Genomic DNA, 15,924 nt, shown 5'->3' on the forward strand with positions numbered 1-15,924 from the left:
ATACAACTTTATTTCCCCGGAAACTCAGCCTTACGCTTTTGTAAAAACGCTGTTGTACCTTCTTTAAAATCTTCGGTACCAAAACAATCTCCAAACTGCTCTATCTCTGTTTCGTAACCATTAACACCATCTTTATAATTAGCGTTTACTGCTTTAATAGCTTTACTAATAGCTACTGAAGAATTTCGTATAATCTTGCTGGCTATTTTTAAAGCTAGAGGCATTAACTCCTCTTGCTCAACAACATGATTAACTAAACCGTAATCTTTAGCGGTTTGTGCATCAATCATTCCTGCTGTCATTACCATTTCCATGGTACGACCTTTACCTACTAATTGTGGTAAACGTTGTGTACCACCATATCCAGGAATAACACCTAAAGATACTTCTGGTAATCCCATTTTTGCATTATCGCTAGCTAACCTAAAATGAGCAGCCATTGCTAACTCCAATCCACCACCAAGTGCAAAACCATTTACAGCTGCAATTACTGGTGTATTTAAATTCTCTACAAAATCGAATAGTAGTTCTTGTCCTTTTGCTGCTAGCTTACCTCCATTTTCTATATTAAAGTTTGCAAACTCACTAATATCTGCACCAGCTACAAATGCTTTTTCACCACTTCCTGTAATGATTATGACTTTTACCTCTGGATCTGTATTAGCAACTTTAAAAGCTTGATGCAACTCTTCTATAGTTGCTTTATTTAAAGCGTTTAATTTTGATGGTCTATTTATAGTTATGGTTGTTATACCGTTTTGAGATGCTGAAAGGATGTTTTCGTAAGTCATTGTTAATTTTTTTATTCTTTAAAATGAATTCCTGCTTAACACAAGAGTTTAGTTTTTAGGAAATGCTACAGTAAAAGTTGTGCCTTTATCTTTTTGCGATACAAAGGTAATTGTTCCTCCGTATGTTTCCATAATATTTTTTACCATTGCTAAGCCTAGTCCCATACCACTTGATTTTGTAGTAAATTTTGGTTCAAAAACCTTAGGCTTATTCTCATCGCTTATTCCTATTCCGTTATCTGATACTTTGATCTTTACGCTGTTGTGCTCTTGTGAGACGTTTACAATAATCTCTGGTTGTCTTTCTTGAGGAATGGCCTGAATTCCGTTTTTAATTAAATTAGTGATTACACGAATAAGTTGAGTTCTATCAAATTTTGCTATAATTTCTTTTCTATCAGATTGAAATGTAATGTAGTCTTCATTAAAAATATCTAGTGTTAAATCTACAACCTCAACAACATTTAGCATTTCGTTTTGTTGAGCTGGCATTTTTGCAAAGTTTGAAAACGCACTTGCAATAGAACTCATGGTATCTATTTGTTGGATTAAAGTTTTCGAGTATTCATCTACTTTTTGATGAATATTTTCATCTTCAGGATTAAATTTACGTTGAAAACTCTGTACACTTAATCGCATTGGTGTAAGTGGATTTTTAATTTCATGTGCTACTTGTTTTGCCATTTCTCTCCAAGCTTGTTCACGCTCGCTTGTGGCTAATTGTACTGCACTTTCCTCTAAATCATCAATCATACTATTATAAGAATCTACAAGTGTGGCTATTTCTTCGCTTGTATCTTGAATTATAATTTTTTCGTTACGTTTTTCTAGTCGTGTAGCACTCATTTTTTCACTAATAGCTTTTATAGGCTTGGTGATATATCTAGATAAAAAGAATGCTAATATTACTGCCATTAACATAACTACTAGAGAAGTATAAGTTAATCGTTCTAAAAATTCGTTTAGCTCTTTGGCAAGAAAATCGTCATTTTCTAAATAAGGTAAATTAATGATTGCTAAATCTTTATATTTTGGATCTGTAATGTAACGATAGGAAGATCTAAAGGTTTCGTTGTCTTCTACTCTTCGTTCTTCAAAACGATGCTCTGCAGTGTTAGATAGTGTATTTAAAACGTTTGGTTCTAAACATTTTTCTGTTACTTCTTGTTTAATATCTGCTTTAGAAGAAATAAGTAAAGAGCCTTCTAAATCGTATAAGTTTATTTGAATATTATGTACTTCTGCAACTTCGTAGATTTTAGTTTTAAAAATAAGCGGAACATTTTCTGTAATTACTGGAAATGTTGTTTCACGAATAACAAAGTCTAAGCTTCTAATAATAGCAGTCTCTTTTCTATCTAAACGTTGTTTGTGGTAATCTTGGGTTTCTTCGTTATATTGATAGATTGCTACTGCTGCTATTAATATTGAAGACAACAATACCAGTAATATCATGGCAATGAATATTCTGGTTCGTAATGACAGTTTTTTTAATTTCATGTCGTTTTTCTAATGCTTTTTTCTTTTTGTACGTTTAGCTTTTTTTCTTGTTTCTTCTTAATTTTCAAGTATTTATGGTGTGCTTTTAGAGGTAAAGAAAATAATCACTGTTTTTAACAGGGCTCTCATAGATTATAATTTTTATAAATATAACAATAATCGCACCATTATTTTGCGTTAGTGGTTGAAACGGCATCCTTTTTTTTGTTGCATTTATGCAAAAAAAGATATAGTGTAAAACACGACCTTTAGGTAACGCCCAAAAACTATGCTTCTGGATTTTTATTTCTAATGTCTTTGTAAATTTTAAACCCTAACATAAGTAAAAAGCCTAAAATAAAAATTCCTAAAACACCAAAAATCCAATTAAATGCACTTTTTAATAGCACTAAAAAGATAACTGCAAAGAGAATAAATGTTGCGCCTTCATTCCAGATACGCATAAAATTTGAAGATTTTTTTACTACGTCCTTTTGTAATTGTTTAAAGTAAACATGGGTTTGAATATGGTAGAGAATAAGTAAAACAATAAAACCAAGCTTTACCTGCATCCAGCTACTTTGCAAAAGAAAGGGATTTAAATAGAGTAATATTACACCAAAAAAAACTGCTAAAATAGCTGATGGCCAAGCTATTATTGACCACAAACGTTTTGCCATTAATTTTAATTGTTTTCCTAATATTTCTTTTTCTGGAGACGGTTTTTGGGAGGCTTCAATTTGATACACAAATAGTCTTGGTATGTAAAACAAACCTGCAAACCAGGTAATTACAAAAATAAGATGTAGTGCTTTTATGTAATAATAGTATTCCATTTCTATGCTTCTGCTTTTGCAGTAAACCACTCGTTAATCCATTTTGCTAATAGTGTAACCCATTCTTTATTAGTGTTTAAACAAGGAATTGTAGTAAACTCTTTCCCTCCTACTTCATGGAAGATTTCTTCACCTTCCATCGCTATTTCTTCTAAAGTTTCTAAACAATCGCTAACAAAAGCTGGAGTTGCTATTGCCATTTTTTTAATTCCTTTTTTTCCTAAACGCTCTATAGTTCTATCTGTATAAGGCTGTAACCATGGATCGAATCCTAATCGAGATTGAAAAGAGGTTGAATAGGTGTCTGGTTCTAATTTTAAATATTCACCAACTAAACGCGTGACTTCTTTACATTGGTGTTTATAACAAAATTCGTGTGCTTTGCTAGGTGTTTTGCAACACACGCAGTTTTCTTTATCATTTGGTTTACAGTGCGATTTTGTAATGTCACTTTTACGAATATGCCTTTCTGGGACACCATGATAAGAGAATAATAAGTGTTCGTAATCTTTACCTTTTAAATCGGCTTTTATGCTATTTGCTAAAACTTTAATATACTCTGGATTGTTATAGAAGGCAGGAAGAGAATCTATTTTCAGGGCAGGAAAAAACTGTGCTCTGATCTCTTCTGCTAAAACCAAAATGGTTTCTGTAGTAGCCATAGCAAATTGTGGATATAACGGAATTAAAAACACTTCGTCACATCCTTTATCTACCAATTCCTGTAATCCTTTTTTTATGGTCATACTTCCATAACGCATGGCTAATGCCACAGGAAGTGCAACTTCTTCTTGTACTTTTTCTTGTAAAGCCTCTGACAATACTATTAATGGCGAACCATTTTCCCACCAGATTTTTTTGTAAGCTTTTGCAGAAGCTTTTGGTCTTGTATTTAAAATAATACCTTTTACAAGTAGTGTTCTAGCCCAAAGCGGTACATCTATTACGCGCTCATCCATTAAAAATTCGCCTAAATATTTTTTTACATCTTTAGGTTCTGGGCTTTCTGGTGACCCTAAGTTTACAAGCAGTGCTCCTTTCATATATATTTTCCCGAGTAAGCGAGAATCTTATTTCTTTTTTGTTTCTATTACTAAAACTCTAAAGTTTCTGTTAGTATAGAAATATCATGTTAAGTTTTTTACAAAAATACGATACTAAATTATATTAATCTATAGATTGAAACATTGGTTATGTTAGAAACAAGTTAAATTTCTATATTTTACTTAAAGTTTCAACGAATTAAATATATTTACTATTCATTACCTATGGACTTTATAAAGGAGTCAAGTTATTAGATAATTTTCCAAAGTTTAAAAGTTATAAAATTGGTAATTACCTATCTAATTCTGGCCAATTCCCAGACTTACCTTCTCTAGATATTGGTGAGGGCATTAGCGGCTTGATAGTATCTATTATACTTTGGGTAGTTATGAGTATTTTTTTAGTAGTATTAATAGTTGCATTAGAGTTTGCTTTTTGGTTTAGCCTCTTTATAATTGTCTTAATGTTATATTGGGTGTGTTTTAGAGCCTTAAAGTTGGTCTTTAATAATGCAAATACTACAAAAGGAAATATCAGCATATCTATTCTGTATTCTGTATTCTGTATTCTGTATTCTGTAAGTTATACTATTCTATATTTAGGTTGGATTTTCGCAATTGTATTTCTTACCCAAAACTTTTAACTCAAAGATTGCACATACTTTTTAGGTGTTGTTCCATACTTTTTCTTAAAAGCAGCAATAAAGTGACTAGAAGTACTATAGCCTAATTTTAAGCCAACTTCGTTTACATTGTGAACACCAGACTCTAGGAGTTTTCTTGCAACCTCCATTTTATAATCTAATAAAAAACTAAAAACAGAATCTCCATAAATTTGTTTAAATCCTTCTTTTAATTTCTTGAGTGTTAAACCAATTTCGTTTGCTAATTCTTGTAGAGTAGGTGGCTCTGCCATTCTAGAAATCACGATATCTTTAGCCTTTCTTATTTTTATTACATTAGACTCATCTACTAAAAATGGACATTGCTCAATATCTGCATCTTCGCTTCTATTAAAATACAAGCTTAAAACCTCGTAGGCTTTGGCCTTAAAATAGATATTTCTTATACTATGGTTAAGATTGTAATTCACCAATTGGTTTAATGCAATTGCCATAGATGGTGATATTTTTCCGTCTTTATAATACTTTTTGTCTCGATTATCTTCACTTAAAAACGTAATATAATTTGCTTCTTGCGAAAACAAACCATGAAATTTTTTAATAGAAATAATAACAGAAACCAACCATGATTTTGGTTTAACTTCAAGGTGAATAGGTAAATCTCGTTGTGGATTGTACAACAATAAAGATGTTTCTTCAGTTAGATTTAAAGTGTAATTACCATTATTAAATAAAAATTGAGCATCTCCTTTTACACAAAAATGAAACTGAATAAAACTACTATCAATCTCGCGTTCTATAACCTTAACTTCCTGTGTTTCATTTTGATGAGTTAAAATAAAAACACCATCATCTGCAAGAGTCTCAACAAAAAAACCTTTAGCGACACTTTTGTTAATTTTTTTTTCTGGAATCATCTTCTTCTTATTTAGATTTGTTCTAAACTAAAACAGCAAAAACACTTATTTACTAAGCAAATATAAGGACTTTAAAAGAGTTTATTAAAAAAACAACGCAAAAAATCCACAAACGATATTAATAGTTCTTTTAGCGTTGTTTTTAAGCTTTTATAGCTATTATTTTTGCTACCGTTAGATTTATGAAACAATATCACATCTCAAAAAGCACAACGTTTTACGCAATTGGCTTAAGCTACAAGAAAGCTGATGCCGAAATTCGCGGTCCTTTTAGCTTAAGTGAAGAGGCTAAATTAAACTTACTTGAACAGGCTAATACTTCTGGTATAGAGAGCATGATAGTTACCTCTACTTGTAATAGGACAGAGATTTTTGGTTTTGCAGAGCATCCTTTTCAACTCATAAAGTTACTTTGCGACAATACAAAAGGTACAGTAGAAGAGTTTCAAAAAGTAGCATATGTTTATAAAAATAATGATGCAATATCACACATGTTTCGTGTTGGCTCTGGATTAGACAGCCAGATATTAGGTGATTTCGAAATAATTAGCCAATTAAAAACTGCAGCTAAAATCTCCAAAAAACATGGTTTACTTAACCATTTTATAGAGCGTTTAATAAATGCTGTTATTCAGGCAAGTAAGCGAATTAAAACAGAAACAAACATTTCTTCTGGTGCAACTTCTGTTTCATTTGCCTCTGTACAATATATAATAAAAAATATAGAAAATATTTCAGAGAAAAATATTTTACTATTTGGAACTGGAAAAATTGGAAGAAACACTTGCGAAAACCTTGTAAAACACACAAAAAATCATCAAATTACTCTAATCAATAGAACAAAAGATAAAGCTGAAGCTATAGCGGGGAAATTTAACTTAGTAGTAAAAGATTATGCAAACCTTCAAGAAGAAATTAATACTTCAGATATTTTAATTGTTGCAACTGGAGCACAAAACCCAACAATAGATAAACACATTATTCAATCTAAAAAAAAATTACTAATTTTAGATTTATCAATTCCAAAAAATGTTAATAGTAATGTTAATGAATTAAGTAATATAAACCTTATACATTTAGATGATTTATCGCAAATTACCGATGAAACATTACAAAAAAGAAAACAACAAATTCCTTTAGCTGAAACTATTATTGAAGAGGTTAAAATAGAATTTAACAAATGGTTGGAAACTAGAAAATTTGCTCCAACTATAAAAGCTTTAAAAATTAAATTACAAGACTTTAAAAAATCAGAATTAGAAACACAGCGTAAAAAAAACGCAGACTTTAACGAAGCTCAAGCAGAGTTAATTAGCAACAAACTAATTCAAAAAATAACAAATCACTTCGCGCATCATCTAAAAGAAGACGCAATTTCTACAAACGAAAGTCTGGAACTTATTCAAAAAGTATTTCAGTTAGAACCAATAAAAAATGTCTAGAATAATAAGAATAGGTACTCGCGACAGTGAGTTAGCACTCTATCAAGCCAACGCAGTAAAAAATCAAATAAAACAACTAGGACACAAAGCAATATTAGTAGCTGTAAAATCTACAGGTGATATTGTTTTAGATAAGCCACTTTACGAACTTGGTATCACTGGAATATTTACTAGAACTTTAGATATTGCGATGCTTAATGGTGAAATAGACATTGCTGTTCATTCTTTAAAAGATGTACCTACCGTTTTACCTAAAGGAATTGTACAAGGTGCTGTTATGAAACGTGGAAATGTTCGTGACACAATAGTTTTTAAAGGAACTGAAGAGTTTTTAGGTAGTAGAGAAGCAATAATTGCAACAAGTAGTTTACGAAGAAAAGCACAGTGGCTTAACCGCTATCCAACGCACACAATAGAAGATATTCGTGGTAATGTAAATACACGTTTAGAGAAATTAGAGAATTCAGACCGTTGGGATGCTGCTATTTTTGCTGCAGCTGGCCTAGGTCGCTTAGATGTTCGTCCCGAGACTGCAGATAATATAGATTGGATGATTCCTGCTCCTGGTCAAGGAGCAATAATGACAACTGCTTTAGAGGAAGACGAAGAGTTACTAATGATTCTAGATGAAATAAATGATAAAGAAACTGAAATTTGTACGCAAATAGAACGTGAATTTCTAAACCGTTTAGAAGGAGGATGTACTGCTCCTATTGGAGCCTTATGTTATATTAAAGATGAAGAAGTGCATTTCGAAGGTGTATTATTAAGCCCAAATGGAACTAAAAAAATCACAGTAGAACGCGTAAAAGCACTTGGTGAGCATAACGATTTAGCAGAATGGTGTGCAAATTATGTTATTGATAAAGGAGGAAAGCGATTAATGGATGCCATAAAGCTATCGAGCAAACCAACAAACATCTACTCTACAAAATCTTTTACTGAAGATCAACGCTTGTTGTTTAATGAGAAAGTAAATTCTCAAAGCAGCGATTTTATAAAAATTAGTTTAAATAGAATAGCGCCAAGATTCTTAAAAAACGAAATTGAGAACGTTATAATTACTAGTAAAAATGCAGTAGAAGCTTTACTAACAAATTTTTCTGCAATAGAACTTCAATTCAAAAATATATACTGTGTAGGTCGTCGTACAAAACGCCTAGTAGAAAATAGAATAGGTAAAGTAAAACATAGCAAAAACAATGCTAAAAAACTAGCAGAGTATTTAGTTGAATATATAGAAGGAACAGAAGTAACTTATTTTTGTAGTGATTTAAGACTAGACGATTTACCTAATATACTTCAAGAAAATAATATTAAAGTAAACGAGATTGAAGCATATCAAACTAAATTTGACAGCCTTAAGATAGATAATAACATAGAAGGAGTTATGTTTTACAGCCCATCTAATGTTAAAAGCTTTATACAAGAAAATATAATAGAAGATAAAACCATTGCTTTTTGTATTGGAGAATCTACTGCAAAAGAAGCTAGTCAACATTTTAAAGATGTAAGAATCGCAAAGTTACCAACTGTTGAGAGCGTAATTGAATTAGTAAACGAGCATTACGTTTAATTTCTATAATCGCAACATAAAGATTGCCTCAATATTTTTAGAAACAGATCACAAAATCCTAAAAATGTACGTTAAAATGAAATAAAAAAGAGAGTTGACAGAGCGGCCGATCGTGCTACCTTGGAAAGGTAGTGTACTTGCAAAGGTACCAAGGGTTCGAATCCCTTACTCTCTGCTAAATAAGCAGATTTAAAAAACCAAAAAGGTTTTATAAAAGTTAAATTGAATTAAAGAGGTTTTCTAGATAGAGGAAATAACAAAAAGATATGTTGAAAAACGATTTATTTTTAAGAGCATTAAAAGGAGAAACAGTAGAACGTCCACCAGTTTGGATGATGCGTCAAGCTGGAAGATATTTGCCGGAATTTATGGAGATTAAGGCAAAATATGATTTCTTTACACGTTGTCAAACTCCAGAATTAGCAAGTGAAATTACTGTACAACCTATTCGTAGATATGGAATGGATGCTGCCATATTATTCTGTGATATTTTGGTAATTCCACAAGCAATGAACATCGAGGTGCAAATGAAACCAAATTTTGGTCCCTATTTACCAAATCCTGTTCGAACTCAAAAGGATGTCGATAATGTTATAGTGCCAGACGTAAAAGAAAGCTTAAGTTATGTTTACGAGGCCATAAAAATGACCAAAGAAAAACTAAACAATGATATCCCATTAATTGGTTTTGCAGGTTCTCCTTGGACAATATTATGTTATTGTGTGCAAGGTCAAGGTTCTAAAAACTTTGATAAAGCAAAAGAATTTTGTTTTACAAATCCTGTTGCTGCTCACCAATTATTACAAAAAATAACAGATACTACAATTGCATATCTAAAAGAAAAAGTAAAAGCAGGTGTTAATGCTGTTCAGGTTTTCGATTCTTGGGGAGGTATGCTATCTCCTGTCGATTATCAAGAATTTTCTTGGAAATACATTCAACAAATTATTGATGCTTTAAAAGATGAAACACCAGTAATCGCCTTTGGAAAAGGATGTTGGTTTGCGCTTGGAGATATGGCAAAATCTGGAGCTGCAGCTTTAGGTGTAGATTGGACTTGCTCCGCAAGAAACGCGCGTTATTTAACAGGAGGAAATATTACTTTACAAGGTAATTTTGATCCTACGCGTTTGTTCTCTCCACCTTCAGAAATTAAAAAAATGGTACACCAAATGATTAATGAGTTTGGTAAAGACAAATACATTGTAAATTTAGGACATGGTATTTTACCAAACATTCCATTAGAAAACGCCAAAGCGTTTATAAATGCAGTAAAAGAATATAAAGCGTAATTAGTTTGTGTAACTTATTAAACCTTTTTGCGTCTTTTAAGTAGGTTTAATTAAACACTTATTTAATGATAAAAAACATACTGAAACGCGTAAACTAGTAGCTATCATATACATTAAAGAGCTAAATTGGTCTATAAAACAAGGTGAGTTTGTTTACTGTATAGATTATAATTTTAAAGGAAAAGGCCTCATTTCAAAAGCTGTTAAGGTATTATCTAAACATGCTTTTACAAAATTAGAGTTGGAAACGCTTCAAATTATAGTACATAAAGATAATCTACCAAGTGTGAACGTCGCTTTAAATAATGATTTTAGTAGGCAAAAAACTTTAGAAAAAGAATTTACTCCAATTGGTGAAAAACCATTAGACATGGAGTTATATGAATTGTATAAATAATAAAAATGAAACACAAATTCAACACAACCATAAAAGACAAGTTCTTTAACTACATACACGAATTACAAGACACCATAACATCAGCTTTTGAAGCCATTGATGGTAAAGCAACATTTCAAGAAGATATTTGGGAACGACCAGAAGGTGGTGGTGGACGAACGCGAGTAATCGAGAACGGAAATGTTATAGAAAAAGGAGGTGTAAATATTTCTGGTGTACATGGTAAATTACCAGAATCTATGCAAACCTATTTTGGAGTAGAAGATGCTGATTTTTTTGCCTGTGGATTAAGTTTAGTCATTCATCCTACAAATCCAATGGTGCCTACTGTTCACGCAAATTGGCGTTATTTTGAAATGTACGATAAAGAAGGAAACATTGTAGACCAATGGTTTGGTGGTGGTCAAGATCTTACACCTTACTATTTGTTTAATGAAGATGCAACACACTTTCATCAAATTTGCAAAAAGGCTTGCGACAAACATGATCCTGGATTTTATCCAAAATATAAAGCACGTTGTGATGAGTACTTCTATAACTCACATAGAAATGAAGGTCGTGGAGTTGGCGGATTATTTTTCGATTACTGTAAAGCTTCAGAAAATATGACTATGGAAAACTGGTACAATTTTGTTACAGAAATTGGTAATAGTTTTGTATCGGCTTACTGCCCAATCATGGAAAAAAGAAAAGATTTAAATTATACCAATGCACAACGAAAATGGCAAGAAATACGTCGTGGACGTTATGTGGAATTTAATTTAGTACATGATAAAGGCACGCTTTTCGGTTTAAAAACAAACGGAAGAATAGAAAGTATATTAATGAGTTTACCACCACATGTTCAATGGGTTTACAATCATAATCCAGAAAAAGGTAGTGAAGAAGAGCGTTTAATTAAAATTTTACAAAACCCAATCGATTGGGTTTAGTATGAACTGTTACTGCGGAAATAATAAAACCTTTAAAGCATGTTGCGAGGTTTTTCATCTAAATAATGGAAAAACCGAAACAGCACAACAACTAATGCGCTCAAGATATAGTGCATTTGTATTGGCAAATGGAGATTATTTAATGCAAACACACCACAGTTCTACAAGACCAATTACAGAGAAAAAAGCGATTGTAAAATGGGCAAAATCTGTAGAATGGATTAAATTAGAAATAATTGAAACCACAAATGGTCTAGAAAAAAATAATGAAGGCACAGTAACCTTTAATGCTTATTTTTATGAAGAAGGAAATATTGAAGTTATTCACGAAAAATCTGCATTTATCAAAGAAAATGGAAAATGGTATTACCTAGGTTATGCCAAAAACTAAAAAAAATATGTATCCAATAAAAAGAAACAGAAGATTAAGAAGCAACGAAGCGATTAGAAGTTTAGTTCGAGAAACCATTATTTCGCCAAACGACTTTTTAGTACCATTATTTATCGTTGAAGGTAATGGCATAAAAGAAGAAATTGCTTCAATGCCTAATTACTATCGCTTTAGTTTAGATTTATTAGAAACTGAAGTAAAAGAACTTTGGAAACTAGGATTAAAATCGGTTTTATTGTTTGTAAAAGTACCAGATAATTTAAAAGACAATAAAGGAACTGAAGCTTTAAATCCAGACGGATTAATGCAACGCGCCATTAAAACAGTAAAAAATATATGTCCAGAAATGCTAGTTATGACAGATGTTGCTCTAGATCCTTACTCTTCTTTTGGACACGATGGCATTATAGAAAACGGTAAAATAGTAAATGATGATACTGTTGAGGTTTTAGCCGAAATGAGCTTATCTCATGCCGAAGCTGGAGCCAATTTTGTTGCACCAAGCGACATGATGGATGGACGCATTTTAGCCATTCGAGAAACATTAGAAGATGAAGGTTATACAGATACTGGAATCATGAGTTATTCTGCAAAATATGCCTCTGCATTTTATTGCCCTTTTCGTGATGTTTTAGACTCTGCTCCTGCTGCAATAAAAGATATCCCAAAGGACAAAAAAACATATCAAATGGATTATGCTAATCGTTTTGAAGCCATTCGTGAAACCGAAATGGATATCGATGAAGGTGCAGATATTGTGATGATAAAACCTGGCTTATGTTATTTAGATATTGTACGAGAAATTAAAAACGAAGTCGATGTTCCTGTAGCTGTTTATCAAGTTTCTGGTGAGTATGCTATGCTTAAAGCAGCAGCAGAAAAAGGTTGGCTAGACCACGATGCTGTTATGATGGAACAAATTATAGCTATTAAACGCGCTGGAGCAGACGTAATTGCAAGTTATTTTGCTAAAGATGTGGTGAAATTAATATCGTAAATTAGCAAAAAAACAAACTAAAAAATCCATGGGATTATTAATATTTTACGGAGTTATCTCCATTTTCTTTTCATTTTTATGTTCCATTTTAGAAGCAGTGCTTTTAAGTGTAACACCAACATTTATTAATCTTAAAAAAACAAGAAGGTAAGCAATATGCTGAAGGCTTGGAGACTTTGAAAAAAGACGTCGATAGACCATTAATTGCTATTCTAACTCTTAATACAATTGCACATACTGTTGGTGCTATTTTAGTAGGTAAAGAAGCCGAAGAATTATATGGAAATGGTGATGTCTATGGTGTTTTTATTGTCTCTGCAGTAATGACTATTTTAATTCTAGTCGCTTCAAAAATTATACCAAAAACCATTGGTGCAACCTACTGGAAAAGTTTAGCTAATTTTACAACAAAAGCTTTAAAAGTTTTAATTTTTCCATTAAAATGGACAGGTTTGTTATGGTTAATGCAATTAACCACAAAACTAATTGGTGGTAAAGGACATGGCGGTGTATTAAGTAGAGAAGGCTTTTTAGTGATGGCAGATATGGCACAAGAAGAAGGTGTTTATCATGAAAGTGAAAGTAAGGTTATAAAAAACCTGTTAACGTTTAAAGATATTATGGAGATTAAGCAGCATTAAAACTATAATAGAAATTTAAGAATTGTATCTCTTAAACCTTTAATTTCTTATCTTTAACATTATCTTTAATACTTTCAATTCTTACTAATTTATGCCTCATGAAATTACTTAAAAAACTACTTAAAGCATTCATAATTCTTTTTACATTACTAATAGCAATACTTTATGTCACAGATACAGATTATTTAATAAAAGCCGTAAGAACTATTTATGCACAAGGTTACACTACAGCATTTTTAGACGATTACAAAAAGTTTGACAACCAAACTATAGATAATAGCACACCTCAACCTTGGATTAACCATAAAAACTATAACACTGCAAAAGAAACAGAAGTATTAAGTAAGGCCAATAAAGATTATGGAACCATAGCTTATGTTATAATTAAAAATGATAGTATATGGTTCGAAAACTATTACGATGGTTATAATGAAAATTCTAAATCTAATTCTTTTTCAATGGCAAAAAGCTACGTTTCTGGATTACTAGGAAAAGCAATAATGGAAGGTCATATAAAAAACTTAGACCAATCTGTTTGTGATTTCTTACCAGATTTTTGTGATGGTTTAGCAAAGAAAATGACGGTTGGAGATTTATCTACAATGAGTTCTGGCACAAATTGGGATGAAGCCTATTATTCACCTTTATCCATTACCACACGTGCCTATTTTGATGATGATTTAGCAAAAGTAATGAATGGGCTAAAAGTGGTAGATGAGCCAGGAAAAGCCTTTAAATACGCGAGTGGAGACACACAAATGTTAGCAATGGTTATTGAAAAAGCCACAGGTAAAAAACTATATAATTATTTTGAAGAAAGTTTTTGGAAACCTCTTGGTAGCGAAAACCAAACGCTTTGGCAAGTGGATAGTGAAGACTACGATTTAGTAAAAGCATACTGTTGTATAGCAAGTAATGCAAAAGACTTTGCACGTTTTGGTAAACTATATAAAGACAATGGTAAATGGAAAGGTAAACAAATATTAGATTCTACTTTTGTAGCTAAATCTTTAACTCCAAAATACGATCCTGTTTATGGGTTCGGCTGGTGGTTAAAAAACCATAATGGTAAAGATTTTAAAATGATGCGTGGACATCTTGGCCAATACGTTATTGTGCAACCAGAAGATAACGTAATTATTGTGCGTTTAGGTCACCAAAAATCTCCAGACGAAGGTATTGGAGCTTACACAAAAGACATCTCAATTTATATTGATGAAGCTTATAAAATGATGAATAATTAACATTTAATAACATGCCCTAATTATTGAAATGCTATGATCTCAAAACTCAACCTAGAAAACATATTATTCTTAGACATTGAAACTGTACCAGAAACACATCTTTTTTCTGAATTAGACACTGCTAAGCAAGACCATTGGGATGCAAAATCGCGTTACCAAAGAAAAGAAGAGTTTTCTGCTGAAGAGTTTTACGATCGTGCAGGAATTTGGGCAGAATTTGGTAAAATTATATGTATTTCGGTTGGTTATTTTACAAATCAAGGTGAAACACGATTGTTTAGAACAACCTCTTTTTATGGTGAAGAACCTACGCTTTTAAGAGACTTTAAAAACTTATTAATTTCACATTTTAGTCAAGCTAAACATTTATTATGTGCACATAATGGTAAGGAATTCGATTTTCCATACATAGCAAGACGCATGATTATAAATGATATACAATTACCATATAAGCTTAACCTTTTCGGCAAAAAACCATGGGAAGTACAACATCTAGATACTTTAGAGTTATGGAAATTTGGTGATTATAAAACCTATACTTCTTTAAAGTTAATGACAAATGTTTTAGGAATTCTATCTCCAAAAGACGATATAGATGGTAGCGAAGTTTATAAAACCTATTATGAAGATAACGACATCGATAGAATAATTACCTATTGCGAAAAAGATACTATCGCTGTAGCTCAAATTTTCTTAAGATTACGTGGTGAAGCTATTTTAGAAGATGATGAGATTATACATGTTTAAATACTAAAGAGTAACAAAACGCTCTCTTGTTTACAAAATAAATAAAGGAAAAGGTTTTTAAGATTAGTATAAATAAATTGGTAATAATTATATGAAAAACGAAAGAAACAAAGTACAATGAAACATATTATTATAATTGCATTAGTAGGATTATCAATCATTTCAGTATCTGCACAAGATGCTTGTTTAAACAAAGAGAATCTTAAAAATTTAGATGCTTCATGGGAAAAGGCTCAATTAGAATTAAACTTTGATTATATCAAGTCAATTTTAGCTGACGATTTTATATGGGTTCATAATCACGCAAATACGGTTGATAATAAATCGGCAGTTTTAGAAAGAATTAAAAGATATATAAATAGTAATAATAAAAGCACTAAATCACGAATTTCAAAAGATGTTAAAGTGATCATTTCTGGTAAAACTGGAATTGTAAGTGGCATTACAATTATTGATAGAGGTCCAAGACCAACAACTTATCATTTTATGAGAACTTATGTTGAAATTAATGAAAAATGCTATCTCATTGCTAATCAAACTATGGCGATTCCTGATATAGAATAAAAAAATCTAGCG

The 15,924-nt window shown here is 31.6% G+C and carries 16 protein-coding genes, 1 tRNA gene and 1 pseudogene; 12 read left to right on the forward strand and 6 right to left on the reverse strand.

Features of this window, described 5'->3' with window-relative positions; all coding sequences use genetic code 11:
- Positions 1–8 precede the first annotated feature (8 nt).
- The 6 genes from QNK89_RS02580 to QNK89_RS02605 all read right to left on the reverse strand — a co-directional run bounded on the left by QNK89_RS02580 (position 9) and on the right by QNK89_RS02605 (position 5,689).
- Positions 9–791 carry an enoyl-CoA hydratase-related protein gene (locus QNK89_RS02580; RefSeq protein ID WP_340169409.1) on the reverse strand — a complete coding sequence of 261 codons (783 nt, stop codon included), beginning with the start codon at positions 789–791 and terminating at the stop codon, positions 9–11.
- Positions 792–839: 48 nt separating this feature from the next.
- A complete protein-coding gene (locus QNK89_RS02585) occupies positions 840–2,291 on the reverse strand; it encodes an ATP-binding protein (protein ID WP_340169410.1) in 1,452 nt (483 codons plus the stop codon).
- A 266-nt stretch (positions 2,292–2,557) separates the two neighbouring features.
- Positions 2,558–3,106, reverse strand: coding sequence for a CopD family protein (locus tag QNK89_RS02590; RefSeq protein WP_340169411.1), 549 nt, complete (start codon positions 3,104–3,106; stop codon positions 2,558–2,560).
- 2 nt (positions 3,107–3,108) lie between these two features.
- Entirely contained in the window at positions 3,109–4,149 is a 1,041-nt protein-coding gene (gene hemH, locus QNK89_RS02595) for a ferrochelatase (protein ID WP_340169412.1), read from the reverse strand.
- A 292-nt stretch (positions 4,150–4,441) separates the two neighbouring features.
- Complete coding sequence (locus QNK89_RS02600) at positions 4,442–4,690, reverse strand: hypothetical protein (protein WP_340169413.1); 249 nt, start codon at positions 4,688–4,690, stop codon at positions 4,442–4,444.
- Between the two features lie 99 nt (positions 4,691–4,789).
- Positions 4,790–5,689: an AraC family transcriptional regulator gene (locus tag QNK89_RS02605; RefSeq protein ID WP_340169414.1), complete on the reverse strand. Its 900-nt coding sequence runs from the start codon at positions 5,687–5,689 to the stop codon at positions 4,790–4,792.
- A gap of 182 nt (positions 5,690–5,871) precedes the next feature.
- Here QNK89_RS02605 and hemA point away from each other — a divergent pair, with 182 nt between their 5' ends.
- The 12 genes and pseudogenes from hemA to QNK89_RS02665 all read left to right on the forward strand — a co-directional run bounded on the left by hemA (position 5,872) and on the right by QNK89_RS02665 (position 15,912).
- Positions 5,872–7,131: a glutamyl-tRNA reductase gene (gene hemA, locus QNK89_RS02610; protein ID WP_340169415.1), complete on the forward strand. Its 1,260-nt coding sequence runs from the start codon at positions 5,872–5,874 to the stop codon at positions 7,129–7,131.
- Complete coding sequence (gene hemC / locus QNK89_RS02615) at positions 7,124–8,707, forward strand: hydroxymethylbilane synthase (RefSeq protein WP_340169416.1); 1,584 nt, start codon at positions 7,124–7,126, stop codon at positions 8,705–8,707. The genes hemA and hemC overlap by 8 nt, the downstream gene beginning before the upstream one ends.
- 88 nt (positions 8,708–8,795) lie before the next feature.
- Positions 8,796–8,882: transfer RNA gene (locus QNK89_RS02620), tRNA-Ser, on the forward strand.
- Positions 8,883–8,973: 91 nt separating this feature from the next.
- Complete coding sequence (hemE, locus tag QNK89_RS02625; RefSeq protein ID WP_340169417.1) at positions 8,974–9,999, forward strand: uroporphyrinogen decarboxylase; 1,026 nt, start codon at positions 8,974–8,976, stop codon at positions 9,997–9,999.
- A 106-nt stretch (positions 10,000–10,105) separates the two neighbouring features.
- Positions 10,106–10,396 carry a GNAT family protein gene (locus tag QNK89_RS02630; protein ID WP_340169548.1) on the forward strand — a complete coding sequence of 97 codons (291 nt, stop codon included), beginning with the start codon at positions 10,106–10,108 and terminating at the stop codon, positions 10,394–10,396.
- A gap of 29 nt (positions 10,397–10,425) precedes the next feature.
- Positions 10,426–11,328: an oxygen-dependent coproporphyrinogen oxidase gene (gene hemF, locus QNK89_RS02635; protein ID WP_340169549.1), complete on the forward strand. Its 903-nt coding sequence runs from the start codon at positions 10,426–10,428 to the stop codon at positions 11,326–11,328.
- 1 nt (position 11,329) lies between these two features.
- On the forward strand, positions 11,330–11,719 hold the full coding sequence (locus QNK89_RS02640) for a YchJ family metal-binding protein (protein WP_340169418.1): 390 nt from the start codon (positions 11,330–11,332) through the stop codon (positions 11,717–11,719).
- Between the two features lie 7 nt (positions 11,720–11,726).
- Complete coding sequence (hemB, locus tag QNK89_RS02645; protein ID WP_340169419.1) at positions 11,727–12,716, forward strand: porphobilinogen synthase; 990 nt, start codon at positions 11,727–11,729, stop codon at positions 12,714–12,716.
- A gap of 28 nt (positions 12,717–12,744) precedes the next feature.
- Positions 12,745–13,336, forward strand: a pseudogene (locus tag QNK89_RS02650) (DUF21 domain-containing protein); the annotation flags it as partial.
- 119 nt (positions 13,337–13,455) lie between these two features.
- Positions 13,456–14,601 (forward strand): serine hydrolase, encoded by a 1,146-nt coding sequence (locus tag QNK89_RS02655; RefSeq protein ID WP_340169420.1) that lies wholly within the window; start codon positions 13,456–13,458, stop codon positions 14,599–14,601.
- A gap of 33 nt (positions 14,602–14,634) precedes the next feature.
- Positions 14,635–15,348: a 3'-5' exonuclease gene (locus tag QNK89_RS02660; protein WP_340169421.1), complete on the forward strand. Its 714-nt coding sequence runs from the start codon at positions 14,635–14,637 to the stop codon at positions 15,346–15,348.
- A 117-nt stretch (positions 15,349–15,465) separates the two neighbouring features.
- The gene (locus tag QNK89_RS02665; protein ID WP_340169422.1) at positions 15,466–15,912 is read left to right on the forward strand and encodes a nuclear transport factor 2 family protein; all 447 of its coding nucleotides are present in this window, start codon (positions 15,466–15,468) and stop codon (positions 15,910–15,912) included.
- Positions 15,913–15,924 lie beyond the last annotated feature (12 nt).

The sequence above is a fragment of the Lacinutrix sp. genome (assembly GCF_037625555.1).
Taxonomy (GTDB): Bacteria; Bacteroidota; Bacteroidia; order Flavobacteriales; family Flavobacteriaceae; genus Lacinutrix.

Excerpts from the sequence above, each read along its gene's own strand:
- QNK89_RS02580 (WP_340169409.1), bottom strand. The coding sequence starts at position 791 with ATGACTTACGAAAACATCCTTTCAGCATCTCAAAACGGTATAACAACC.
- QNK89_RS02585 (WP_340169410.1), bottom strand. The coding sequence starts at position 2,291 with ATGAAATTAAAAAAACTGTCATTACGAACCAGAATATTCATTGCCATG.
- QNK89_RS02590 (WP_340169411.1), bottom strand. The coding sequence starts at position 3,106 with ATGGAATACTATTATTACATAAAAGCACTACATCTTATTTTTGTAATT.
- hemH (WP_340169412.1), bottom strand. The coding sequence starts at position 4,149 with ATGAAAGGAGCACTGCTTGTAAACTTAGGGTCACCAGAAAGCCCAGAA.
- QNK89_RS02600 (WP_340169413.1), bottom strand. The coding sequence starts at position 4,690 with ATGCTGATATTTCCTTTTGTAGTATTTGCATTATTAAAGACCAACTTT.
- QNK89_RS02605 (WP_340169414.1), bottom strand. The coding sequence starts at position 5,689 with ATGATTCCAGAAAAAAAAATTAACAAAAGTGTCGCTAAAGGTTTTTTT.
- hemA (WP_340169415.1), top strand. The coding sequence starts at position 5,872 with ATGAAACAATATCACATCTCAAAAAGCACAACGTTTTACGCAATTGGC.
- hemC (WP_340169416.1), top strand. The coding sequence starts at position 7,124 with ATGTCTAGAATAATAAGAATAGGTACTCGCGACAGTGAGTTAGCACTC.
- hemE (WP_340169417.1), top strand. The coding sequence starts at position 8,974 with ATGTTGAAAAACGATTTATTTTTAAGAGCATTAAAAGGAGAAACAGTA.
- QNK89_RS02640 (WP_340169418.1), top strand. The coding sequence starts at position 11,330 with ATGAACTGTTACTGCGGAAATAATAAAACCTTTAAAGCATGTTGCGAG.
- hemB (WP_340169419.1), top strand. The coding sequence starts at position 11,727 with ATGTATCCAATAAAAAGAAACAGAAGATTAAGAAGCAACGAAGCGATT.
- QNK89_RS02655 (WP_340169420.1), top strand. The coding sequence starts at position 13,456 with ATGAAATTACTTAAAAAACTACTTAAAGCATTCATAATTCTTTTTACA.
- QNK89_RS02660 (WP_340169421.1), top strand. The coding sequence starts at position 14,635 with ATGATCTCAAAACTCAACCTAGAAAACATATTATTCTTAGACATTGAA.
- QNK89_RS02665 (WP_340169422.1), top strand. The coding sequence starts at position 15,466 with ATGAAACATATTATTATAATTGCATTAGTAGGATTATCAATCATTTCA.